At 49.3% G+C, this 23,687-nt stretch carries 19 protein-coding genes and 1 pseudogene; 14 read left to right on the top strand and 6 right to left on the bottom strand.

The genetic code is table 11. The features are described from left to right. Nucleotides 1-68 precede the first annotated feature (68 nt). Nucleotides 69-935 carry a hypothetical protein gene (locus HP399_RS22090; protein ID WP_228088320.1) on the bottom strand — a complete coding sequence of 289 codons (867 nt, stop codon included), beginning with the start codon at nt 933-935 and terminating at the stop codon, nt 69-71. 226 nt (nt 936-1,161) lie between these two features. Here HP399_RS22090 and HP399_RS22085 point away from each other — a divergent pair, with 226 nt between their 5' ends. Beyond that, entirely contained in the window at nt 1,162-1,869 is a 708-nt protein-coding gene (locus HP399_RS22085) for an FkbM family methyltransferase (RefSeq protein ID WP_173619002.1), read from the top strand. A gap of 6 nt (nt 1,870-1,875) precedes the next feature. Here the strand turns inward: HP399_RS22085 and HP399_RS22080 are convergent, their stop codons facing one another. Then, nucleotides 1,876-3,612, bottom strand: coding sequence for a phospho-sugar mutase (locus HP399_RS22080; RefSeq protein ID WP_173619001.1), 1,737 nt, complete (start codon nt 3,610-3,612; stop codon nt 1,876-1,878). A gap of 106 nt (nt 3,613-3,718) precedes the next feature. Here HP399_RS22080 and glf point away from each other — a divergent pair, with 106 nt between their 5' ends. Continuing rightward, a complete protein-coding gene (gene glf, locus HP399_RS22075; RefSeq protein WP_173619000.1) occupies nt 3,719-4,840 on the top strand; it encodes a UDP-galactopyranose mutase in 1,122 nt (373 codons plus the stop codon). On the opposite strand, the gene HP399_RS22070 is transcribed toward glf, so the two are convergent. Then, nucleotides 4,841-5,635 (bottom strand): glycosyltransferase family 2 protein, encoded by a 795-nt coding sequence (locus HP399_RS22070; protein ID WP_173618999.1) that lies wholly within the window; start codon nt 5,633-5,635, stop codon nt 4,841-4,843. 70 nt (nt 5,636-5,705) lie between these two features. On the opposite strand from HP399_RS22070, the gene HP399_RS22065 reads away from it, so the two are divergent. After that, a complete protein-coding gene (locus HP399_RS22065) occupies nt 5,706-6,593 on the top strand; it encodes a DUF4915 domain-containing protein (RefSeq protein ID WP_173618998.1) in 888 nt (295 codons plus the stop codon). Here the strand turns inward: HP399_RS22065 and HP399_RS22055 are convergent. Beyond that, nucleotides 6,524-6,927, bottom strand: a pseudogene (locus tag HP399_RS22055) (adenylyl-sulfate kinase). The gene HP399_RS22065 and the pseudogene HP399_RS22055 overlap by 70 nt on opposite strands. Nucleotides 6,928-7,128: 201 nt before the next feature. Here HP399_RS22055 and gmd point away from each other — a divergent pair. From gmd to HP399_RS22005, 10 genes are all read left to right on the top strand, one after another. Beyond that, complete coding sequence (gmd, locus tag HP399_RS22050; protein WP_173618997.1) at nt 7,129-8,097, top strand: GDP-mannose 4,6-dehydratase; 969 nt, start codon at nt 7,129-7,131, stop codon at nt 8,095-8,097. Nucleotides 8,098-8,251: 154 nt separating this feature from the next. Further along, entirely contained in the window at nt 8,252-10,720 is a 2,469-nt protein-coding gene (locus HP399_RS31095; protein WP_173618996.1) for a BMQ_0737 family morphogenetic spore coat protein, read from the top strand. A 364-nt stretch (nt 10,721-11,084) separates the two neighbouring features. Continuing rightward, nucleotides 11,085-12,110 carry an asparaginase gene (locus HP399_RS22040; RefSeq protein WP_173618995.1) on the top strand — a complete coding sequence of 342 codons (1,026 nt, stop codon included), beginning with the start codon at nt 11,085-11,087 and terminating at the stop codon, nt 12,108-12,110. 81 nt (nt 12,111-12,191) lie between these two features. Then, complete coding sequence (locus tag HP399_RS22035) at nt 12,192-13,862, top strand: peptide ABC transporter substrate-binding protein (RefSeq protein ID WP_173618994.1); 1,671 nt, start codon at nt 12,192-12,194, stop codon at nt 13,860-13,862. Nucleotides 13,863-13,937: 75 nt separating this feature from the next. After that, nucleotides 13,938-16,013 (top strand): sigma-54 interaction domain-containing protein, encoded by a 2,076-nt coding sequence (locus tag HP399_RS22030; RefSeq protein ID WP_173618993.1) that lies wholly within the window; start codon nt 13,938-13,940, stop codon nt 16,011-16,013. Continuing rightward, the gene (gene pepV / locus HP399_RS22025) at nt 16,010-17,443 is read left to right on the top strand and encodes a dipeptidase PepV (protein ID WP_173618992.1); all 1,434 of its coding nucleotides are present in this window, start codon (nt 16,010-16,012) and stop codon (nt 17,441-17,443) included. The genes HP399_RS22030 and pepV overlap by 4 nt, the downstream gene beginning before the upstream one ends. A 15-nt stretch (nt 17,444-17,458) precedes the next feature. Beyond that, nucleotides 17,459-18,391 (top strand): ABC transporter permease, encoded by a 933-nt coding sequence (locus HP399_RS22020; protein WP_173618991.1) that lies wholly within the window; start codon nt 17,459-17,461, stop codon nt 18,389-18,391. A gap of 9 nt (nt 18,392-18,400) precedes the next feature. Further along, nucleotides 18,401-19,336 carry an ABC transporter permease gene (locus HP399_RS22015; RefSeq protein ID WP_173619260.1) on the top strand — a complete coding sequence of 312 codons (936 nt, stop codon included), beginning with the start codon at nt 18,401-18,403 and terminating at the stop codon, nt 19,334-19,336. Nucleotides 19,337-19,356: 20 nt separating this feature from the next. Further along, on the top strand, nt 19,357-20,379 hold the full coding sequence (locus HP399_RS22010) for an ABC transporter ATP-binding protein (RefSeq protein ID WP_173618990.1): 1,023 nt from the start codon (nt 19,357-19,359) through the stop codon (nt 20,377-20,379). Further along, nucleotides 20,376-21,326, top strand: coding sequence for an ABC transporter ATP-binding protein (locus tag HP399_RS22005; protein WP_173618989.1), 951 nt, complete (start codon nt 20,376-20,378; stop codon nt 21,324-21,326). Before HP399_RS22010 ends, HP399_RS22005 begins: the two co-directional genes overlap by 4 nt. 51 nt (nt 21,327-21,377) lie before the next feature. Here the strand turns inward: HP399_RS22005 and HP399_RS22000 are convergent, their stop codons facing one another. Both HP399_RS22000 and HP399_RS21995 read right to left on the bottom strand, forming a co-directional pair. Beyond that, on the bottom strand, nt 21,378-21,755 hold the full coding sequence (locus HP399_RS22000) for a DUF3899 domain-containing protein (RefSeq protein WP_173618988.1): 378 nt from the start codon (nt 21,753-21,755) through the stop codon (nt 21,378-21,380). 18 nt (nt 21,756-21,773) lie between these two features. Continuing rightward, nucleotides 21,774-22,643: a LysR family transcriptional regulator gene (locus tag HP399_RS21995; RefSeq protein ID WP_173618987.1), complete on the bottom strand. Its 870-nt coding sequence runs from the start codon at nt 22,641-22,643 to the stop codon at nt 21,774-21,776. A gap of 126 nt (nt 22,644-22,769) precedes the next feature. On the opposite strand from HP399_RS21995, the gene HP399_RS21990 reads away from it, so the two are divergent. Beyond that, nucleotides 22,770-23,666 (top strand): PhzF family phenazine biosynthesis protein, encoded by an 897-nt coding sequence (locus HP399_RS21990; RefSeq protein ID WP_173618986.1) that lies wholly within the window; start codon nt 22,770-22,772, stop codon nt 23,664-23,666. Nucleotides 23,667-23,687 lie beyond the last annotated feature (21 nt).

Raw genomic sequence — 23,687 nt, 5'->3', positions numbered from 1 at the left:
ATGAATATGGAAAAACGTGAAAAAATGGCACGGCGCACAGCTCGTTTCCAAAGGGAATTTTATTGGGATTAGGGTTCGGCTCGCACCCATTTGCAGGTCGGATAGTCGAAATACATGAAATCATCTGTGTTCGGGATATCTTGTGAGCGAAAATAGGGGATGTATCCTTTTGCATGTCCTTGAAAATGCAAGGAATGAGCTGGGAGGTAGTTATTCGTCTCTGTTATTTTGCAAAAGAGCATGCCGTCCTTTTGATAGATCTGTTTCTTCGTTTCCAAGCTGTTTGCTTGCGGACAGGATGGGGCAAACGGACAATTGAGATTATGATCGAAAAAGCCGTTTGCAACCAAGCCGTACGTAGCGCCACGGCGAAGCGCGTAATTGTGAAAAAGAGTAAACAATACCATATCTGAAATAGGAACATCACCGATTTCTTTTGCAAATTGAAGCAAGTTCTCATAGTGTAGAGCATCGCGGAAAAATTTGGTGGTGTAGTCGCAGAATTGATCGAGTTTATCCAAGTCGCACACTGTTGTCCAGGTAAACTCGAATGTGAAATCGTGGAAGTCCTTGTCGTTTTGCTTGCTGATGTCGGTGTAGAGCATCACGTCAGAGTCCAGGTAGCAGCAACGATCGATACCCTGACTCCTCATAAAATCGCGTAGAATAAACCAGCGTTGGAAGCAGAACAGATTGTATTCGTAGGAGGTGGGGGAGGAGTGCTTGTAAACAAAAGAGTAAGCTTGGGCGCTTTTGAAAAAGTTACTCAACAGGTAGTGCTCCGTATTTTCGGTACTAAGTTGCTTGGTTTCTGGCTTTCCAATAAGAATGACACGCGAGGAAGGGTTACTGTATTTCGCCTGTTGCACGCATATTCCTACATGCTCTTCAGCCGTTCTGTGAATAAACACGATGGGCAAACTCAAGATACACATCTCCTCTGTCTTACAAAATGTCTGATAGGCTCCTATTGGTAAACTTTCTCCTAATATATGTCCCGAGGAGGGCCTTGAAACGGCAGGCGCCTCTCTATGGAACATTTTGTATGAGAGGCGTGCAAATAGCCTGTTTTGCAGCCTGTTCATTGAATGACCAATCGTATACGTAAAAAGATAAATAAGATACGTAAAGAGGGACGTTGTGAATGGAGGCATGGAAGGAATGGATGTGTTAAACCAATATGAAAAACGAGTGTATTCCCAAAATGGAGAAGACGGCATCATTGAAGAAATATTTTCGCGAATCGGAACTACGAATCGCTATTGTGTAGAATTCGGAGTTGGAGATGGCTCGGAATGCATGATAAAAAAACTCGTCACGCAGCATGGATGGAGCGGATTAGCGATGGAAGGCGATCTGAACAGTTGCAATAAAATGTCTGCTGATTATGCTGCCTATCCCCAGGTCATCATCAAGAATGAGTTGATCACGAAAGAAAATATTTCTCGGTTATTCGAAGAAAATGGTGTTCCAAAGGAATTTGATCTGCTCTCCATCGACATTGACGGCAATGATTACTGGGTATGGCAAGCTCTTTCTATTTACACACCGCGGCTTGTTGTTATTGAGTACAATGCTTCTTTTCCACCCCCACAAAAAATGGTGATTGCCTATCAGCCTGATTTTAAATGGGGTGGCACTACCTACTATGGTGCCAGCTTGAGTTCCTTGGCCATTTTGGGAACCAGGTTGGGGTATGCCTTGGTGGGGACAGATTCAAAGGGCGTCAACGCTTTTTTTGTAAGACGCGACTTGCTTCTCCAATCAGGTTTTCCTGAACGAACACCAGAACAAGCTTATCATCCTCCTCGGTACGGAACAGTCGCGGGCGGACATCCTCATCAATCCGGTCCGTACTTGGAAATCTAGTCCATACTAGAATTCGAGCATCTGCAAGACAGCTTGTTTCAAGGCGGCAAGCTTTTCGTGCGCATCGAGCTGGGTGGTTCCTTTCACTCCGATATAAATTTTAATTTTGGGCTCCGTTCCTGATGGTCTGACACAAAACCAAGACTGATCGTGGAAAAAGTATTTGATCGTATCCGAGGCAGGCAAGGTGAGCAGTGTAGATGTACGTGTTTGACAATCTGTGCGGATTCCACTGGCATAATCTTCGATGGCTATGATGGGGTGGGAGGCGATTAGGGAAGGTGGCTGATTACGCAGGGAGGACATCGTGGCCGATATTTTTTGCATGCCATCTCCTCCTTTGCAGGTGAAAGAAATCAGCTCTTCCGCATAATGACCGTAACGGTTGAATAAGTCATTCAGTGTGTCATCGAGGCTTTTGTGCTGTGATTTGTAATACGCGCACATGTCAGCAAGCAACAAGGCAGTTTGTACGGCATCCTTATCCCGGACAAAATCGCCGATTAAGTATCCGTAGCTTTCTTCGTAACCAAATTGGAAGACATACGCTCCACTCGTTTTGTAGGCTTCGATTTTTTCGCCAATATATTTGAAGCCTGTCAAAGTGTCTTCTGTCGATACACCGAAGTCTGTCGCAATAGCTCTGCCCATTTCGGACGTGACGATTGTTTTCAATACAATGCCATTAGAGGGGAGCTCCCCCTTTTTTTGTTTGGAATCCAGCAAGTAATGAAGAAGCAAGGCACCCAACTGATTCCCTGTCAGGATGCTGTAGTCTCTTGCCTGATTTTTGACGAGCACACCGAGGCGATCTCCATCAGGGTCCGTCCCCATGATCACGTCGGCATCCACCTGTTTGGCGTATGAAATCGCTAATTGAAAGGCTTCAGGCTCTTCGGGATTAGGCGAGGCTACGGTCGAAAAGTTAGGATCGGGGACCGCTTGCTTTTCCACGACGCTCACTTGTGTATACCCAAACAAGTCCAATCCGCGTGTGATCGAGTCATGCGTTGTACCGTGCAGGGGAGTAAAGACGATCTTCACTTGCTCTCGGATCGCAGGAGATAAGTCTGGATGGACGCGTAATTGCTTTACTTTTTTCAAATACGCATGCAAGAGAGAATCGTTAATGTAGTGGAGAAGTCCATTTTTGTACAGCTCTTGCTCATCTGCCGGAGTGATTTCGAGTTCATTTCCGGACGCAACGATCTGTTCCATCAGTCGTTCGGCTGTCGCGAGCGTAATTTGTCCTCCATCAGCGCCATAAATTTTGTAGCCGTTATATTCGGGAGGATTGTGGCTTGCTGTAATGACAATGCCTGCACACGCAGAATAGTGGCGCACGGCAAAGGAAAGCAGAGGGGTAGGAGTCAGCTGTTTGAATATACATGTAGTAATCCCGTACTGACCGAGAACTTTGGCGGTTTCCTTGGCAAACAACAGTGAGTGTTTCCGTGAATCATAGGCAATGACGACTTTTTTGACGGCCAGATCCGGGTATGTTTCGAGCAAATAAAGAGCCAGCCCTGCGCTTGCTTTGCGAATCGTGTATAAGTTGATGCGGTTTATTCCCGGCTCCATGACCCCGCGCATGCCTCCGGTTCCAAATGCAATCGGAGCAGAGAAGCAATCCGCAAGCTGCTTTTCATCAGCGTGCATGGCGGTTAACTGCTGACGAAGCTCTGGATCGAGGGATTCACACTCGTTCCAGCGTGTGTAGTGTGCGTGCCAGTTTGCATTCATGTAGAGTTCACTCCCGCGTGTAGAGTACGACATCATTTACTAGGGTATTAACAAAATGGTAAGTGAGTGAGTGGATGTGATTAAGACTGGAGGATGTGAGTCTAACATGAAGGTGGATTGGCTGATTGTCGGAGCTGGCTTCACGGGTGCTACACTCGCAGAGCGGATTGCCAATGAGCTTGATCAGAAAGTGTTGGTGGTAGAGGGGCGCAATCATATCGGAGGAAATGCCTATGATTGCTATGACGAGCAGGGGGTACTGATTCACAAATACGGTTCGCACACCTTTCATACGAATTCCAAGCTGGTCTGGGACTATTTGTCGCGTTTTACCCAGTGGCGGCCGTACTTTCATGAGGTGCGTGCCTATGTCGATGGCATAAAAATACCGTTGCCTTTCAATCTGAATGCATTGTCCGCTTTGTTTTCCCCGCAATATGCGCAGAAACTGGAGAGCTTATTGATCCGTCAATATGGATTCGGAGCGAAGATTCCGATTCTGAAGCTCCGGGATAGTGCTCATGAAGAGCTTGGTTTTTTGGCTGAGTACATTTATCAAAAAGTCTTTCATCGGTATACGATCAAGCAATGGGATTTGAAGCCGGAGGAGCTGGATCAATCTGTTTCCGCAAGGGTTCCTGTGTATGTCAGCAGGGACAATCGGTATTTTCAGGACACGTATCAAGGAATTCCTTTGCATGGCTTTACGGCAATGTTTCATCGCATGCTTGATCATCCGAATATAAAGGTGCTCCTCAATACGGACTATCAAGAAATCGCGGATGAAATTAGGTATAAACGCATGATATACACAGGCCCGATCGATACCTTCTTTGGCTATAAGCATGGACGGTTGCCTTATCGAAGCCTGCGCTTTCATTTTGAAACGCATCAAAAGGCATGGTACCAAGAAGTGGGGACTGTCAATTATCCCAATGAGTATGATTTCACCAGAATCCTCGAACAAAAGCACCTCACAGGCCAAGTCGTTCCTCATACAACCATATCCTTCGTATATCCACAGCCGTATTCACCTGGCGAAAACGAGCCTTATTATCCAATTCCTCGCAAGGAAAACAGCCAACGGTACAGCCTCTATAAACAAGAAGCGGAGCAAATCCGCGATCAAGTACTTTTTGCGGGCAGACTCGCGGACTATCAATACTACAACATGGATCAAGCAGTGGCGCGGGCATTGACCTTGTTTAAGCAGATTGTCGCCGAATAGTTAAGAGTGCTTTTCTTTCGGAATGAGCTCGTTCACATAGATCCATCCCTCGGGTGTGTACACAAAAATAGGCTCGTACTCGTCTCCCCACAGTTTCAAGATTTTCGTAAGGATGTACTTTCTTGCTTTTGTCCATTGCGGCCAGTTTTTTGTGTGGGAATTGTTGCTCTCGTGAATCAAATAATGATAGAGGTTCGCATCGACCCAGTGAATATCACCTGTTCCGATCAATTTTAATAACATGTACTTGTCATGAGAAAACCTTCCCTGCATCGGATCATCACATTCAAATCCGCCGACATCACGAACCGCTTGTGTCCGATAAAAACGAGGCCAAACCATCGGAGCTTCCAGGTAATCATACTTATCTTCATAGATCGGAGGCCGCATGATTTCGGACAGTTCTCGCGTGTCACCTACTTCCTTCCAAAAAACGGTGTTGGAGAACACGACGTTCGTGGTTTCGGGCTGGCGTTCCATTTCATCCAACAAAATTTCTAAGGTCTTTTCGTCGAACCAGTCATCCGAGTCAAGTGAGACGAAGTAGGGCGTGTCAATTCGTTCCAGAGCAGCAGCCATTGTTTTACCGATCCCTGAATTTTCAGGGAGTAGCACGTAGTGAATGCGTGGATCATCGAGATATTTTTCTACGATGGCATGCGTGTGATCAGTAGAAGCGTCATCTACAATGAGGAGCTTCCATTCCTTGTGCGTTTGGTTCAACACACTTTCGATGGCTGTGGGAAGATACTTTTCCCGATTATAGGTTGGAATCACGACAGTAATGCGCGACATGGCGGTCGAAACACCTCTTTTGGTCATTTTCAAACGAGCATAGAAACACATGTAAGCAGGAAGAAAGAGGGTGCGTACCATTTTTGGAATCGGGAAATGCAAGCTGCTCATCACGTGTAGCAATGTGAATGGAGGACTGTATGTTCTGGATGTAAAGGAAGAGAATTATCAGCTCACGAAATTGTTGACGAACAATTGCAGGGGAATTGCGAGATGGGGAGAGCACTTCGTGATGGCGACCTATGATGAAATCAATCTCGTAGACGCGAATGGTCGTATTCTTTTGCGCAGCCAACGAACCCCATTGGATTACCACGGAGTGTTCGTCCACAACAAGAAAGCGTACATTGTGGAAACAAGGACGAACTCAATCGGGATATTCAATCCGTTGACATTAACCAGAGAAGATGAAATCCGATTTTCCCAAGAGAATCGGGATATCCATCACATAAACGATCTGTGGATTCATGGGAACAGGCTGTTTCTATCTATGTTTTCCTTGGAAACAGAGTGGAGATCAACAGAGGGGCCGTCTGGGGTCGTGCTGGAGTACTGCCTGGATAAAGGGCAAATCACTCATATCCATAACCAAAAACTGAGTAAGCCGCATACTGTTATTCTGGGCGAGGATGGATTGTACTACTGCAATTCCTTGGAATTCGAAGTGAAAAAAGACAAGGAGGCTATCTTCCGATGTAATGGTTTTACCAGAGGGATGGAGATATCCGGTGATGTGCTGTTCATTGGTCAAAGTGTTACCAAGAAAATAACGGTTGCCCATGAAAAAGATGTACGACATCATCTGAATGTCTCATTAGATAGTGGAATCCATGTTTTTGATCGAGTCAACAAAGTAAGCATGATGATTCCAATCCCTGACTCCCAGCCTTATTGCTTGTTAATGGTAGATAAGAAAGAAGACAAGATTCGTTCCACGCATTCATCGACGCCAAGCTGATGGGTGGGAATGATTAATTCGGGAGTGAGAGGTGGTTCGTACAGGGCGGATATCCCTGTAAAGTTATTGATCTGTCCTGCTTCTGCCTTTTGGTACAGCCCTTTGGGATCGTGCTGTCTGATACTTCCCCAGCCCGACGGATGTTCTCTTGCCGGTCGCGAGGTCCAAAACCCAGGTCTTTGTTGAGACCGCTGCGCAGTGCATCACCGTCCAGTATGCAGCTGCGAATTCTCAGCGAATCAAGAGACGCTTTCAGTGCGTCTGCCAGCGTAGATTTACCAGAGCCAGATAATCCGGTAAGCCAAATCACACCGCTTTTTTGTGGAATCGGCATCCAATGATCTGTCACCTGTCTACCTCCTCCTTGATCAATGACAACAGTTTGCTTTCATTAGTTTATTACGGACTTCTATTCTTGACCCTCACTCTGACAACTGAACGTATGAACATGGTCCGGCATAAGCTTAAGAGATGCTCAAGGGAACTTACCGGAATGAACATTACAGCACAGCCTGAAGAAGGGGAGTAGAAGCGGATGAAAACAGCTTTCCTTACAGGAATCACAGGTCAGGACGGCGCTTATCTGGCAAAATTTTTGCTTGAGAAGGGATACCATGTGGTAGGACTAGTACCACGCCGGAGCACGGTGGACAGGTGGCGGTTGGAGTATTTGAACATCGTAGATCACGTAGAGTACAAGGACGGTGATCTACTGGATGTGTCGTCGTTGACGCGTGCACTGAAGGCATGTAAACCAGAGGAAGTGTATCATTTAGGTGCGCAGAGCTTTGTCGGTTCGTCGTGGGAACAGCCTATTTTGACCGCGCAAGTAACAGGAATGGGTGTCCTGCATGTTCTGGAGGCGATTCGGGAAACGGACCCAGCCATCAAAATGTATCAGGCTTCATCAAGTGAGCTGTACGGATTAATCCAGGAGCCACAGCAATCGGAGCAAACGCCTTTTTACCCAAGAAGCCCATATGCAGTCTCCAAGCTGTTTGGCTACTGGACGACCAAAAACTATCGGGAAAGCTTTCAGATGTTTAGCACCAACGGCATTTTATTCAATCATGAATCACCTTTACGTGGGCTGGAATTCGTTACGAGGAAAGTGACGCATGCTGTCGCAAGAATTGCTGCGAACAAGCAAAAGGAACTACGGCTGGGGAATATTCAGGCGAAGCGGGATTGGGGCTTTGCGGGCGATTTCGTAGAAGCGATGTGGCTGATGCTCCAGCAGGATAAGCCGGATGACTATGTCATTGCGACAGGAAAAACTTCGACGGTGGAAGAGATGTGCAAAATCGCCTTCGATTATGTTGGGTTGAACTACCTAGATTACGTCGTGATCGACCCGGAATTGTATCGGCCAGCAGAAGTGGACATTTTGTTGGGCAATCCGGAAAAAGCGAAAAGAGAGCTCGGCTGGACACCGAAAACGAAGCTGGAAAAGCTTATTCATATGATGGTCGAAGCGGATATGCAGCGGGTGGCAAAAGCATAGCGGCATCAAAAGGTCTATGACCGAGTGACGAGGCGTCCTGCCTATGGGACGTCTTTTTCTTTTCTTTCGCCTATGTCGCATCTAGGGTCAACACATATATATAGAAGTGGGTAATTATGTGTGTATAACCATGCTTGGAAAGGAATGGTGGGCAATGCCAACACAGAATTTTGCTTTTACGGGCGCCATTCAAACCTTTATCGTCCCTCCAACCGTTACTTCGTTGACGATCCGGGCGGTAGGCGCCCGAGGCGGTGACGGACTCACCACTGGAGGGAGGGGGGCGTATATTCAGGGCGACTTTCCCGTGACACCGGGTGAGGTATTGTCTATCCTCGTAGGCGGAGCGGGTGGTGGCGATGACTTAACTGCAGGTGGTGGAGGCGGCGGATCATTTGTTTGGCGCACAACGAGTCCCGTTACTGCAGCCAACATTCTGATTGCAGCAGGTGGTGGAGGTGGCGGTACTCAAGGCTCCACAGGCCGCAATGCGAATGAGTCTAGTATATCTGGTCAAGCTGGAAACGAGGCATTAGGTGGCGCAGGGGGAGTGAATGGCCTCGGAGGTGGAGGGGGCAGCGGATTCCTAGGGGGAGGAGGTGCTGGAGGAGCAGGTATCGTTGGAAACGGTGCCAACGGCTCCACGGGTGCTATTGGAGGAACGGCTATTAATGCTGGGGGTGCCGGGGGAGGTACTGGAGGTTTTGGCGGCGGCGGGGCAGGGAGCGCAGGTGGCGGAGGCGGTGGAGGATATAGCGGCGGTGGAGGTGGCGGCGGTACAAACCTTGTGGAATCATTCGGAGGAGGTGGAGGTGGAGGTTCCTTTAATGCCGGAATCAATCAAAAAAACGTTTCTGGTGTGGGAACAGGCGATGGTATCGTAGTCATCACGTTTGCGGCTGTTACACTCAATTTTACGGGCGAGCTTCAGACCTTCGTCGTCCCTCCTTGCGTTACTTCAATGACGATTCAGGCGGTAGGGGCGAGAGGCGGAGGTTTATTTGATTTTGGCAGAGGAGCGTTCATCCAGGGGGATTTTTCCGTCACGCCCGGTGAAGTATTGACCGTTTTGGTTGGAGGAATGGGAAGTAGTCAAAGCGGCGGTGGTGGTACATTTGTATGGCGGACTGCAAACCCGGTGACAGCAGCCAATCTGCTCGTAGCAGCGGGAGGCGGAGGCGGGCAAGCCAATTTACTGCCTGGAAGGGATGCAGTTCTAACCACAAGTGGAACGGCCGGAGCGGCTGGCGGAGCTGGAGGGATCAATGGGTTAGGTGGTAGTGCGGGAGCGCCAGACGATGGAGGAGGCGGTGGAGCAGGCATTGTTGGAAATGGTTTTTCCTCCCCAGGTGGAGGCGGCGGCGGAACCGCGATCAATGCCGGTGGCGCGGGTGGAGCACCTGATGCTGGAGGCGGAACTGGCGGTTTTGGAGGAGGTGGCGGAGGCGGAGCTAGTGGCGGTGGAGGTGGTGGAGGCTTTAGTGGTGGCGGCGGCGGAAACGGATTAGATCCCTTGTTTCCTCTAGTCGCTGGGCTCGGTGGAGGAGGTGGCTCATTCAACGGGGGGAGCAATCAGCTTAACTTGACGAGGATTGGGCTTGGCAATGGTCAGGTCATCATCAGTTTTCCTTTCGTCGAACCCCCCACCATCACCTGTCCCCCTGATATGAGCACCGGTACGGATCCAGGTGTGGATTTCGGCACGGTAACGTACATGGTAACAGCGACAAGTCCTGGCTGTGGCATCGTTTCAATTTCCTGCAGTCCGTCCGGCGTCGTTCACCATTTCCCGTCCTTACCTGTAGCTGAAGTGGTTGAGACCATGGCGTTTCCGCGGGGAATGACAGTGGTGACATGCACGGCAACGGATGCGGCTGGAAATACGAGCTCCTGTTCGTTTACCGTTACAGTTACGGACGTATTTCCAACTGCTACGCCTCCGATCCCGAACAATCTGGAGGCTAGATGCATCATGGTACAAGAGGTATACGACTGGGTAGTATCTACGAACCGGGAACGGAGCAAGGTATCCATCCCTGATGAGTTCCTTCCGGTGGTTGATGAAGCTATACAATCTGGTCAGGACATCTCTATTCAATGTATAGAGCCTGTCGTCCCTCCGCCATTTCCGCTCTTTCAACGCTCACACACGAAGTCTGTCTCCGATTTTTCCTGCAGCATTGTCAACGTTCGCAGAGTACAGATGACGGTCAATCAAACGACTTTTCTGGCAGGTATGGTACAGTTTGTTTTCCAAGCAACTGTCCTACTCCGCGTCTTCGCGAACGGTGATTTTTTATTCGAATTCCCGGTTGTGGTCATGTTCGACGATGAAGTTATCCTATGCTTGCCTGAGCCTTTGGACGAAAACAATATCTCCTGCAGAATCACAGGTATCGAGTGCACACCGAATGAGCACTTTTTGCTTGGTGGAAGGGTGGAATTGGAAGTGATCATCTGCAAGGAGATTCAGGTACATGCGGAAGTCAAAATGGAGGTGCTGGGGAAATTTTGCTCGCCGCGTCCAAATAACATCCCTGCTCCTACTCCTACCCCCTCTTTCCGTTGTCCGTCTTTCGGTTTTCCTCGACAATGCCCCTCGATCTTCCCGAGTCAGGATTAGGTGCTGTCAAAGTAGGATCACAGCAAGGGTCAAGGAGGGACGTTTCATAGGGAACGTCTTTCTTTTTTGTTGCACATATAAAACTTTCTGCTAAAACGCGGTGGCTCATAGACTTATGGCAGTGATCTGACAGAACTCCTTTATGAAATGAAAATGGAAATGTCACCCTGTTACTTTTTAAGGTGAACCTATTTCTTTCAATGAGTTAGCCTATTCTTGTTCCATACTAGGGAAAGGGCTGATCTTTTTCGCTGGAAAATAGCCAAACTCCGCCTGTTGCGTTCTTTTTTCAGTTATTGGCACACTATTTGCTTATTTAGAAAAGTGCAAACATTCAAACTTTCGCACTCAAAGGAGACTTGCTATGAACGTCGTTGCCAACGTATACCGGGGAGAACAGGTAGAGAGCTCACATCTCGGACATATCGCAGTCGTTGATTCGCAGGGGACATTGCTCTATTCGTACGGTGATCCCCATCGCCTTACATATGCACGCTCCAGTATGAAGCCGTTGCAGACAATTCCGGTAATCGAGACGGGGACGGCAGATCGGTATGGTCTTGAGCCGTCTGATCTTTCGCTCTGTTGCGCTTCTCATAGTGGAGAGCCACGCCATCGCACGCGGGCGCTCTCTATGCTTGCGCGAGCAGGTCAGCCAGAAACGGCATTGCAATGCGGGACACATGTGCCACGTCATGAGGAGAGCTACAAACAGCTGATTCGGGAGGGCAAGCCGCTTACGCCTATATTCTCGAATTGCTCCGGCAAGCACTCCGGTATGATTGCCACCGCGACACATATGGGGGAGGACGTGACTACCTATCATTTGCCTACGCATCCAGTGCAGCAGCGGATTCTCGAAGTAGTCGAGGACATAACAGGCTACCCCAAAGACAAAATCAACCTCGGAACAGATGGATGTGGAGTTCCTGTCCATCAGTTGCCGCTTGCCCATTACGCGTGGGCATTCGCCAAGCTGGCGAGACCTGAGGTGATCGAGAATCCCGAGCGACGAAAAGCCGTTCAGCGTATTACGGATGCCATGACCGCTCATCCAGAAATGGTCGGAGGCGAGAATCGATATTGCACAGACCTCATGTCAGCCTTTGGTGGTCGGATCGTAGGGAAGGCAGGCGCCGAGTCGGTGTATTGCCTGGGCGATAGAGAAACAGGATTGGGCATTGCCATCAAAATCGAGGATGGAGGACCACGGGCGATCAACCCGGTCGTCAATGAAGTGCTTCGTCAACTGGGAATCGGCCTAGACGGTCCTTTGGATGCGCTCGGGGAATATACCAACCCGCCTATTACAAACATGAGTGGTAACGTTGTTGGACGGATCGAGACTTCCTTGCGTCTCGCCAAGACAGATTTTTCTTTACATGTATAAATGGCATTCCCAGCAGTGCCGTTTATTCATAAAGCAACAAAGGCTACTTGTTGTTTAAAAAAGAAAAGGGGGTCACATGCAATGAACATGAGAAAAGGATGGAAGCTGCTTAGTGCCGCTGCACTTGTCACTGTCCTTGCCATTACAGGTTGTAGTCAGTCGACAACGCCGACACAGCCAGCAGGGGGAGGGACAGCAGGTCAAGCGTCCACAGATACAGGTGGACAAGCAAATGTTGCTGCAAAACTAAAGCTCAACCTGAAGACCGAGCCACCTTCTCTCGATCCGCCAAAGGGCTTTGACAGTACTTCCAACGAAGTGTTGAATGCCACAATGGAAGGCTTGGTCCGACTGGACAAGGATCACAAGCCGCAAGCAGCCATGGCCGAGAAATGGGCAGTGAGTGAGGATGGGAAAACGTATACCTTTACACTGCGCGATAGCAAATGGTCGAATGGTGAACCAGTGACAGCGCAGGATTTCGAGTTTGCGTTTAAGCGCATTGTCGATCCGAACAATGCATTCCCGTCTGCTTTCCTCGCCTATTACATCGATGGAGCAGAAGCGTTCAACAAAGGAACAGGAAATGCAGATAGCGTACTGGTAAAAGCCGTAGACGAGAAGACGTTTGAGGTAAAGCTGAAGGCGCCAACAGGTTACTTCCTCCACATCCTGACGCAGCCGACCTTCTTCCCGGTGAATAAAAAAGTCGTGGAGAGTAATCCGAAATGGGCGGAAGGCGCTGCAAGCATCGTGACGAATGGACCGTTCAAAATGGAAGATTGGGTTCATGATCAATCAGTGAAGCTGGTGAAAAACGACGGCTACTGGGACCGTGATTCGATCAAATATGCGGGAATCGAGTTTGTCATGGTCAACGACGAAAATACGCAATTCCAAATGTACAAAACAGGTCAGCTCGACATGATCCAGACCGTTCCCAATGATATGAAGAAACAGTTGATTGATTCTGGAGAAGCAAAGGTAGAGACGGAAGCGTCCATCTACTACTACCGGATGAACACTGCAATGCCTCCATTCACTAACGCCAACATTCGGAAAGCATTTGCGCTGGCCATCGATCGCAAAACCTTGATCGACAATGTCGTTCAAGGAAAACAAACACCCGCTATGGCTCACGTGCCATTGGGCTTCCCTGAGCCAGACGGAGCGGATTTCCGTACAAAGGGCGGGGATTTCTTCAAGGATAACGATGTAGAGCAAGCAAAAGCATTGCTGAAAAAAGGGATGGAAGAAGAGGGCTGGACAACCCTCCCACCTGTCACCATGACGTATAACACCAGTGATGCGCACAAGGCCATCGCGCAAGTTTTGCAGGAAATGTACAAGAAAAATCTCGGGGTAGATGTGAAGCTGGAAAACAAAGAGTGGAAAGTATTCCTGGCTGAACAGCGTGCCCGCAGTCTTCAATTCTCCCGCTCGACGATCCCTGCCGACTACGGAGACCCGGTCAATTACCTTGAGCTGTTCGTGACTGACCATCCTGGAAACCGTGTCAACTACAGCAACAAAGAGTATGACGCACTGGTCGAGAAGATTCGCAACACTGCCGACGAAACAGAGCGCTTCAAGCTCATGCATGACGCGGAGAAAATTTTCATGGATGATATGCCACTCGTACCTATCTATTTCGGGACAAAAGTGTTTATGGAGCAACCAAACATAAAAAGCATCATTCGCCATCCAGTCGGCACGATTGATTACAAATGGGTAGAAATCGGCAATAAATAATAAGTAAAATAAGTGAAGACAAGAGCGAATATTCGAAACGTTCTTGTCTTCACTTTACATCTTGGAGCGGCTGATATGGACAAAAAATCGATCATATTTATTGCGAGAATGGATGAGTTTCTACAGTCCGTCGTTAGTCAGTATCATGAATTGGGAATCGGCGATGATATCCATGTCGAGGCGATCCGAGTCGATCAGCTTCCGTTACGCCCGATCACGCCTGGTGCCCTCGTCATTGTATCTACCAAAAGCATCGTCCCACTTGTACAACCGTATGTGCCGAAAGAATCCAGCATCATCATTGCCAAGCGAATGCTGCCGTACCATAATTTGCGCGGCATGCTGGAGATTCCAAAAGGCGTGAAAGTGCTTCTCGTCAGTGACACCAAGGAGACTGCTGAAGAAAATGTGGAATTGCTGCGTGCCTCTGGGATGGATTTTGAACTGTATCCCTACTATCCAGGTTCTGACTATCCCCCTGACATCGAGATTGCGGTAACGCCAGGAGAGGCAGAGCATGTCCCTCCGCATATTCGCAAAGTTGTCGATATCGGATATCGGATCATCGATTTATCTACGTGGCTTGCCATCTACTCTCATTTTAAATACGGCAATTTTCAAAAGGTGACCGCACGAGCCATGCAATCGTTGGTCGATATCACCAAAGAGCTGAACAACGAGATTCAGCATGCGCATCTGTTGAGCAAATATTTGGAGGCCATCGTCAATCGGATCGAGGACGCAGTGATTGCTATGGATGAAAAAGAAAACATCCGTTTTGTCAATCAGAAAGCAATCGATACGTTACAGATGGAAGGGAATGAAGTCGTCGGTGAGCGGGCGTCCAATTGCTTGCCTGCGAATTTTTATCAGTTGATCCGGCAGTGTGAAGAGAACAAGGATGTTTTGGTAGATTGGGCGAACAAAACCTACTTTTTCCGCAAAATGCACATCGTCATGGAAGGAAGCTTTCTCGGGAGTCTGCTCTTGTTTCGCCAGGCCGCAGAAATTGAAAAGCTGGAGCATGATTATCGCATGCGTCTTTACAGCAAAGGATTGGTAGCCAAATACCAATTTGATGATTTCTATGGGGAGAGTGCGCCTGTACAAAAAGTCATTCAGATTGCTCGCAAAATCGCAAGAAGCAACTCCACTGTGCTGCTGCTGGGAGAAACAGGGACAGGGAAGGAATTGCTCGCCCAGGCTATCCACAATGCTTCGCCACGTCGAAGAGAGCCATTTGTTGGGGTCAACTTTGCTGCCATATCGGAATCTCTTTTGGAAAGCGAGCTGTTCGGCTATGAAGAAGGAGCTTTTACCGGAGCGCGTAAAGGTGGACATATCGGCTGGTTTGAATTAGCCCACAAAGGAACCATATTTCTTGATGAGATCGGAGATGCCAGCGCGGCTATTCAAAACCGATTGCTGCGTGTATTACAAGAACGCCAGATTATGCGTGTAGGCGGCAGCAAGATCATCCCGACAGATATTCGCGTCATCGCAGCAACGAATCAAGATTTGCAGCGGATGATTACGGAAGGTGCCTTCCGTGCTGATTTGTATTATCGCCTGAATATCTTGCCGATTCATTTGCCGCCGCTGCGGAACAGACGGGAGGATATCCCGTGGTTGGCCCATCAATTTATGAAGAAATACTCCTATGATTTGCGCCGCCCACCTTTTACGTTGACCAATGAAGCCATGCGGGCGCTCCATGAGTACGATTGGCCTGGAAATATTCGCGAGCTCGAAAATGTGATCGAGTATTTAGCACACGTCGTAGAGGATGAAGCGTATCCGTATCATTTGCCGTTTCTGCGGGAAATACCGGAAGCGCCGTTGCCTGTAGATGGTCTAAACAACGAATGTGAGAGCATCGTCACTGAATATAAAAAACGAGGATTTCTGGATGAAATCACGGCTATTTTGCAGGAGCTGGGGCAAGGAAGCGGTGGACGCTATACGCTACTTGCGCAGTTGCAAGAAAAAGGTCACTCGGTTACGTTGCAACAGCTGCGCTATCGCCTGAAGCTTTTGCAGCAGGATGAGCTGATTCAAGTGGGAAAAGGAAGACAAGGGAGTCAGATTTCCTCGAAAGGTGAATCGTTTCTTGCCTATCTACATCGGATGAAAGCAGGGGAACGCATATGAGCGATTACTGGAGGCAGCTAGCGCTTCTGCAAAAAGAGCAGTACCTGGATGATTTGAAATCCTTTCTTTCCATTAACAGCATCGAAGACATGACGACGGCAAAAGAAGGAAAGCCATTTGGCGAAGGTGTTGCAGCGGCGCTTGAAGCAATGCTCGCACGCGGTGAGCTGGATGGCTTCCAGACCAAAAACCTGGATGGTTACGCAGGGACAATCGAGTTTGGCGACGGGGAAGAAGAGATCGGTGTGCTCGTTCATATCGACGTCGTCACTGTGGGAGAAGGTTGGACGACCCCGCCATTTGAACCGAGCATTCGCGACGGTCGCATCTATGCGCGGGGAGCGATTGACGACAAAGGCCCAGCGATGGCTGCTTACTATGCGTTGAAGTTGGTCAAGGATTCAGGTTTGCCACTGACCAAACGTGTGCGAATGATCATCGGAACAGATGAAGAGAGCGGCTGGTTGTGCATGAAGCATTTTGCCCGGCATGATCGTATCCCGCCGATTGGCTTTTCACCTGATTCCTCCTTCCCGATGACACATGCAGAGAAGGGACAGATCAACCCGACATTGACGATTCCAGTGATGGAAGCAATCGAGCGAAATGGAGCATGGCAGTTAGCGTCATTTGTCTCCGGTGATCAAGGCAACAGTGTTCCCGAAAAAGCAGTCGCTCTTGTACGACTGGACTCTCAGGCACGGCAGGAGGTCGTCCTTTCTCGATTGGCGGAAGAGTGGGAAATATTTCTGAATGAAAACCACACAACTGGTCGTATGGAACTGGTAGGGCTGGGACAGTTGCAATTCACGCTCGCAGGAAAGCCAGCTCATGGGATGGCGCCATTCCAAGGCGTGAATGCGGGAACCGTGTTGGCTACTTTTTTGCGCTCGTACCCGTTTGGTGGCTCCTGTTTGTCCTTTCTTACGATGTTGGCTGATGTCCTGCATGAAGATTATTTTGCTCACCATCTACATATGGCTTGCGAGGATGAAGTGTCAGGCAAACTGACGGTCAACGCGGGGATTTTGCGTTACGATTCCAGCGCAGGAGGGACAGTTCGGCTCAATCTACGCTATCCGGCGACTGTCTCCTGTGAGGAATACGTTGAGAAATTGAAGCAAAGGACTGCAGAGCTGGGCTGGACGATTTCTGCTTTGCGGACATCCAAGTCGCATTATGTACCCAAAGATCATCCTGTGATCCAAACCTTGTCGCAGGTGTACGAGGAGCACACGGGAGAACCAGCGACCCTTCTTTCCTCAGGAGGAGCTACCTATGCCAAAATCATGCCGTATGGTGTTGCTTTCGGGCCGCTCTTTCCAGGCAAGGAATCCATGGCCCATCTGACTGATGAATACGCCGAGATTGACGACCTGCTGCGTGCCATGGCGATATACGCGCATGCCATTTACGAGCTGGCTAAGTAAACGAGGAGGACTTCTATGTCAAACTATCTGGTAAAACGTATTTTGATGATGTTCGTCACCCTCTGGATTATCGTGACGCTGACGTTTGCCTTGATGCATGCCATTCCGGGGAATCCGTTTGCCTCCGAGTCGGATCAGCTGCCAGAGCAAATTCTCAATAATTTACGCGCCAAATACAACTTGGACGAGCCGTTGCCTGTTCAATATGTTTTATATCTGAAAAATCTGTTAATGCTCGACTTGGGCCCATCCATCAAATCAGACTCTCGTGGAGTCAATGACATGATTTCCGATGGCTTTGCTGCATCTGCGTGGTTGGGTGTGCAAGCGATCGGGATCGCACTCCTTTTCGGAATATCATTGGGTATCATCGCAGCGCTCAATCGCAACAAATGGCTGGACTACGTTGCCATGGCGCTTGCCGTATTGGGAGTAGCGATCCCGAGCTTCATTATGGCACCGCTTTTGATCAATTTTTTCGCGATCAAGCTGCCGCTCTTTCCCGTTGCGACATGGGGTACCTGGATGCATACGATACTTCCGTCACTGGCGCTCGCCTTTGGTCCAGTTGCGGTCATTACCCGCTACATGCGTGCCAGCATGATTGAAGTCATGAACCAGAACTACATTCGAACAGCAGAGGCAAAGGGGATTCCCATGTTTATCATCGTCGTCAGACATGGAATTCGCAATGCGATACTGCCTGTGGTCACCTTTCTCGGACCTTTGATTGCCAGTTTGATAACGGGTACCTTTGTCGTGGAGAAAATCTTTGCGATTCCAGGCATTGGCAAGTATTTCGTAGACGGCATTTTCAACCGTGACTATCCGGTCATTTTGGGTACGACTATTTTTTACAGTGCGATTCTGATTTTTACCATTTTCCTGATTGATATCGCATACACCCTGATTGACCCGCGGATCAAGCTGACCAACAAGGAGAGATAAACTGTGGCGATGGAGCACAAAGTGGACCCGTTATTTCGCCCGATGGCGAAAAATACGCAGGCGAATGTCATTGCACGACCGAGTCTCAGCAATGGGCAGCAGGTCATTCGGAAGCTGCTGAAAAACAAGCTGGCTATGCTCGGCCTTTTCATTATTCTCGCTTTGGTTGGCATGGCGATCATTGGACCGAACCTCGTATCGTACAGTTATTCAGACCAGAGCTTGCTGACTAAAAATCAGGAAATCTCCGCAGAGCATTGGTTCGGTACGGATGAGCTGGGACGAGACATGTTTGCCCGTACGTGGTATGGGGCGAGGATTTCTTTGACGATTGGTATTGTCGCGGCATTCATCGACCTAGTCATCGGAGTGACAGTCGGGGGAATTGCAGGCTATATGGCAGGACGAGGCAAACGAGGGGATCGCATCGATACGATCATCATGCGCATTATCGAGGTTTTGTATGGGCTGCCGTATTTGCTGGTCGTCATTTTGCTCATGGTCGTGATGGAGCCAGGAATGTTGACGATTATTATTGCTCTGTCTGCTACTGGCTGGGTCGGCATGGCGCGGTTGGTGCGCGGACAAATCCTGCAATTGAAAAATCAAGAGTTCATTCTGGCTGCCCAAGTACTGGGAGCGAAGTTTTCACGAATTTTGCTAAAGCATCTGATTCCCAACACATTTGGCGTCATTATCGTCAATTTGACTTTTACGATTCCATCGGCGATTTTTGCGGAATCTTTTCTCAGCTTTCTTGGACTTGGTGTACAAGCTCCCGTCGCCAGTTGGGGGACGATGACAAACGATGGCTTGGGCGTTATTTTGACGGGCGATTGGTGGCGACTGTTTTTCCCAGCATTGATGATCTCGCTGACGATGTTCGCCTTCAACGTATTCGGCGACGGTTTGCAGGATGCGCTTGATCCGCGTCTACGCGATTAGAGACGACAGGGGGAATGAGGATGAATCAGCATTTGCTGACAATCGATAACTTGCGGGTGAATTTCAAGACGTATGGTGGCGAGGTTCAAGCCGTACGGGGCGTTTCCTTTTACGTGGATAAGGGGGAGACGGTTGCCATCGTAGGAGAGAGTGGATGTGGCAAGAGTGTTACGGCTCAAGCGATTATGGGATTGATCCCCAATCCACCCGGAAAAATTGTCGGGGGAAAGGTTGTATTTGAAGGAGCCCAAATCAGTCACCTGCCCAAAAAAGAGCTGCTGGGTATTCGCGGAACGCAGATCGGCATGGTTTTTCAAGACCCGATGACAGCGCTCAATCCGACGATGAAGGTAGGGACACAAATCGTAGAGGGGTTCGTTCGCAGTCACCAAGTATCAAAAGAGGAAGCGCGAAAGAGAGCGATAGAGATGCTTTCACTCGTAGGAATTCCCGATCCGGAAAAGCGAATCGATCAGTACCCGCACCAATTCAGCGGAGGGATGCGTCAGCGTGTGGTCATTGCGATTGCTCTTGCTTGCCAACCCAAGCTGGTGATTGCTGATGAGCCGACGACAGCACTGGATGTGACGATTCAGGCGCAAATTTTGGATTTGCTCAGGCGACTGCAAGAGGAACAGGAGTTATCGGTCGTGATTATTACGCATGATTTGGGGGTAGTGGCTGAGATCGCTCATCGTATGGTTGTCATGTATGCGGGGATGGTAGTTGAGACAGGCACGGTTGAGGACGTTTTTGCGAATCCTCGTCACCCGTATACATGGGGACTGATGCGCTCCCTCCCTCGTCTGGATGAGGGTGAAAAGCAACGGCTGATTCCCATCGAAGGCAGCCCTCCAGATTTGTTCAATCCGCCAGTCGGCTGTCCGTTTGCTGCCCGCTGTGATTTTGCGATGGAGATATGCGAACAGCAGATGCCCGTGACGAGCGAATTCGGGCGTGGACATCAGGCAGCTTGCTGGCTCCACGATCCACGGGCACCGCGAATAGAGGAGCTGGTGGCAGCAGGGAGGCAGGGAGTATGACAGAAGCTTTGCTTGATGTTCGCGATTTGAAGAAGTATTTTTCAGTTGGAACGGGATTTGATTTGAAAGCAGTCGATGGTGTTTCGTTTACGATCAACAAAGGGGAGACGTTCGGTCTGGTCGGCGAAAGTGGCTGCGGGAAGTCTACGCTAGGCCGGACGATTATTCGTCTGTATGAACATACAGATGGCGAAGTGTTGTACAAAGGGAAGAATGTCCATCAGCTTCGGGGAAAAGAAGCGGGGCAGTTCAATCGGGATGCCCAGATGATTTTCCAGGACCCACAAGCAAGTCTGAATCCGCGTATGACCGTGGAGGACATCATTGCAGAGGGCTTGGACATCCATCATTTGAATCGCGGGATGAGACGAGAGCGTGTGGCGGAACTGCTCCATCTAGTGGGCTTGCATAAGGATCATGCGCAGCGTTTTCCGCATGAATTCAGTGGGGGACAGCGCCAACGGATCGGTATCGCACGGGCGTTGGCAGTAGAACCGGAATTTATCATTGCCGATGAGCCGATCTCCGCACTCGACGTCTCGATTCAAGCGCAAGTCGTCAATTTATTGGAGGACTTGCAGCATGATCGCGGATTGACCTATTTGTTCATCGCACATGATCTGTCCATGGTCAAACATATTTCCAACCGGATTGGCGTCATGTATCTCGGCAAAATGGTCGAGCTTGCATCGAGCTATGAGCTGTACGCTCGTCCGTTGCACCCCTATACGCAGGCTTTGCTCTCTTCTGTGCCAGTGCCTGACCCGACGGTGAAACGTGAGCGTATTGTTTTGCAGGGAGATTTGCCGAGTCCAGCCAACAAGCCGAGTGGTTGCGGTTTTCGTACACGCTGCCCACTCGTACAACCTCGTTGTGCGGAAGAAGTGCCGAGGTGGCAGGAGGCGCAACCTGGGCATTGGGTGGCATGTCATTTGATAGGGTCGTAAGAGTAGAAGAAGGGCTGTTCCCAATCGGTGGGCCAGCCCTTTCTTGTGCAATTATAGATAGTAGAAACAGGTAAGAACGATCGAGAAAACGATCAAGCTGGTGCCAGACGTGAGCAGCAGTGACGTCCCGGTTTGTACAAAGAGCTCCTTTTTTTCCACGAAGGCTGGATCGTTTGCCTGAACGATGTCACTGTCCATCATGTGCGGCTTGCGAAAAAACATCCCTTTCAGCTGCTTGAATCCACGCAGAAAAATAGTGAAAAATCCAGAACGTGTAACGACGGCAATACTCCCAACGATCAATAGGAAAAGACCGATTAAAAAGCTCTGGTTAATCAATGGCACCAACGTACCGGATTGAATGGTAATTCCTAAAATCACACTGCTGATCACGGAGAGAGCAAGTAGTAGAATGAGCCATTTTTTCAACGAAGAAGCACGTCCTTTTTATAATGTGGGTGCAATGCGCTCTGCTTCCCGCAAAAATGCTTGAACGGCAGGCGGGGCTTCACGAAGTGAGCGTACAGCCAAGCCGATTTGCCGAGAGAGAGGCGGTGTGATTTCTATGACAGCGACATCGGGTAATTGCGTTGGTAGAGTCAGTGACGGAACGACTGTCACTCCAACACCGCTTTCTACCATGGCCAGTATCGTTGTATTATCAGCGATTTCATAGGAAACATTCGGCGTAAGTCCAGCCTTGGAAAACTCCGCGCCAATCAACAAGTGACAACCCGCCATGGGCATGAGAAACGATTCGCGGGCTAATTGCTCCAAGGTAAGAGAGCGCTCTTTTGCCAGAGGATGATTGGCTGGAACGACAGCATGCAGGGCGTCTGTCGTCAGCAGGATTCCTTCCAGCTCGTCATCGGGCCACACATGAAAACCGACATCGACAACCCCTGAGCGAACCCACTCTTTTATTTCTTGATAGCTTCCTTCATATAGCTTTGTTTGTATATGCGGATAGTGACTCTGCATCGCCTTTAGCAATTTTGGCAGGAGCTCGGCTGTTACGCTGGGAAAAGAAGCAATCCGGAGCGTTGCCTCCAAATGCTCGCTTGATTCGGCAGCCACCTGTTTGATCAGCGAGACGTTTTCCAATATGGTCCGGGCAGAGGCGACGATTTTTTCGCCAGCTACGGTCAACTTAACCCCGCCACGATTTCGGGTGAACAAGGAAATACCGAGCTCTTTCTCCAGTGCGCCGATGGTATGACTCACTCCCGACTGGCTCAATCCGATTTGTTCTCCAGCTCGCGTGAAATTGCCAGCGTTCGTGACAGCCACAAGGACCTCCATTTGAAACAAAGTCATGGATCTCCTCCTTTCATGAAGTTTTTATCATGGTTGGTATGCGAAAGCTTCATTTTACAGCGCGGTTGCATCACTTTAAGATGAAAAGCATGAGAAGCATTCGTTAACAAAAGGAGAGAAACAACCATGAATCATGTGAGCGTATACCATGTGGACGCCTTTACGAGAGAGCCGTTTGCAGGCAATCCCGCAGGTGTCATCCCGGAAGCAGGTACTTTGACTTTACAACAAATGCGGAAAATTGCCAATGAGTTGAATCTTCCGGAGTCTGCCTTTTTGATGCCGTCCGACCATCCAGAAGCCGATTTTCGTATTCGCTACTTTTCTCCCTCGGTTGAGATCGATTTCTGCGGCCATGCGACAGTCGGTTCTGCTTGGCTATTGGCAACAGAGCGCGGATGGTTGGAAAAGGGTAGCCGTATCGTGTTTGAGACAAACGTCGGGTTGATTCCTGTTCAATTGGTGATGGAGGATGGTCAGTTACAGCGAGTGGAAATGACCCAAATCAAGCCTTCTGTGAAGGAGATTGATTTAGACAGAGAAGAGGTTGCGAGGTTGGTTGGCATAACATCGGCTGATCTGGACGATCGCTATCCGATGAAGCTCGCTTCCACTGGCAATAGGCATCTACTCGTTCCAGTCTGCACCCGTCAGGCAATCGATGCAGCGCAGCCATTGTTTTCGTCGCTAGCAGAAATGAACAGGGAACACGGCATCACAACCACCCATTTGTTTACGTGGGATGCGCCTGAAGGCTATGACTTGTATACAAGGGATTTTGCGCCTGCGATCGGGATTGCGGAAGATCCCGTAACAGGTGCTGCAAACGGGGCACTGGCTGGCTATCTGGCATTGGAAGAAAGGCTGCCTGCTGGAAAAGTGACACAGCTTGTCGTAGGGCAAGGCCATGCGATTGGTCGAGCAGGAAAGCTGTATGTAACGGTTGATCGATCTGGAGAGGAGCCTGTTATTCGTGTAGCAGGTGAGGCGCATTTGACGATTGCGGGGCAGATGAGGGGATAAATAAGGAAAGATGGAAGGCGT

Origin of the sequence: Brevibacillus sp. DP1.3A (genome assembly GCF_013284245.2) — a bacterium.
Lineage (GTDB): Bacteria > Bacillota > Bacilli > Brevibacillales > Brevibacillaceae > Brevibacillus.
Note: the sequence above shows the minus strand (reverse complement) of the source record. Positions and strands in the feature narration are given on the sequence as shown.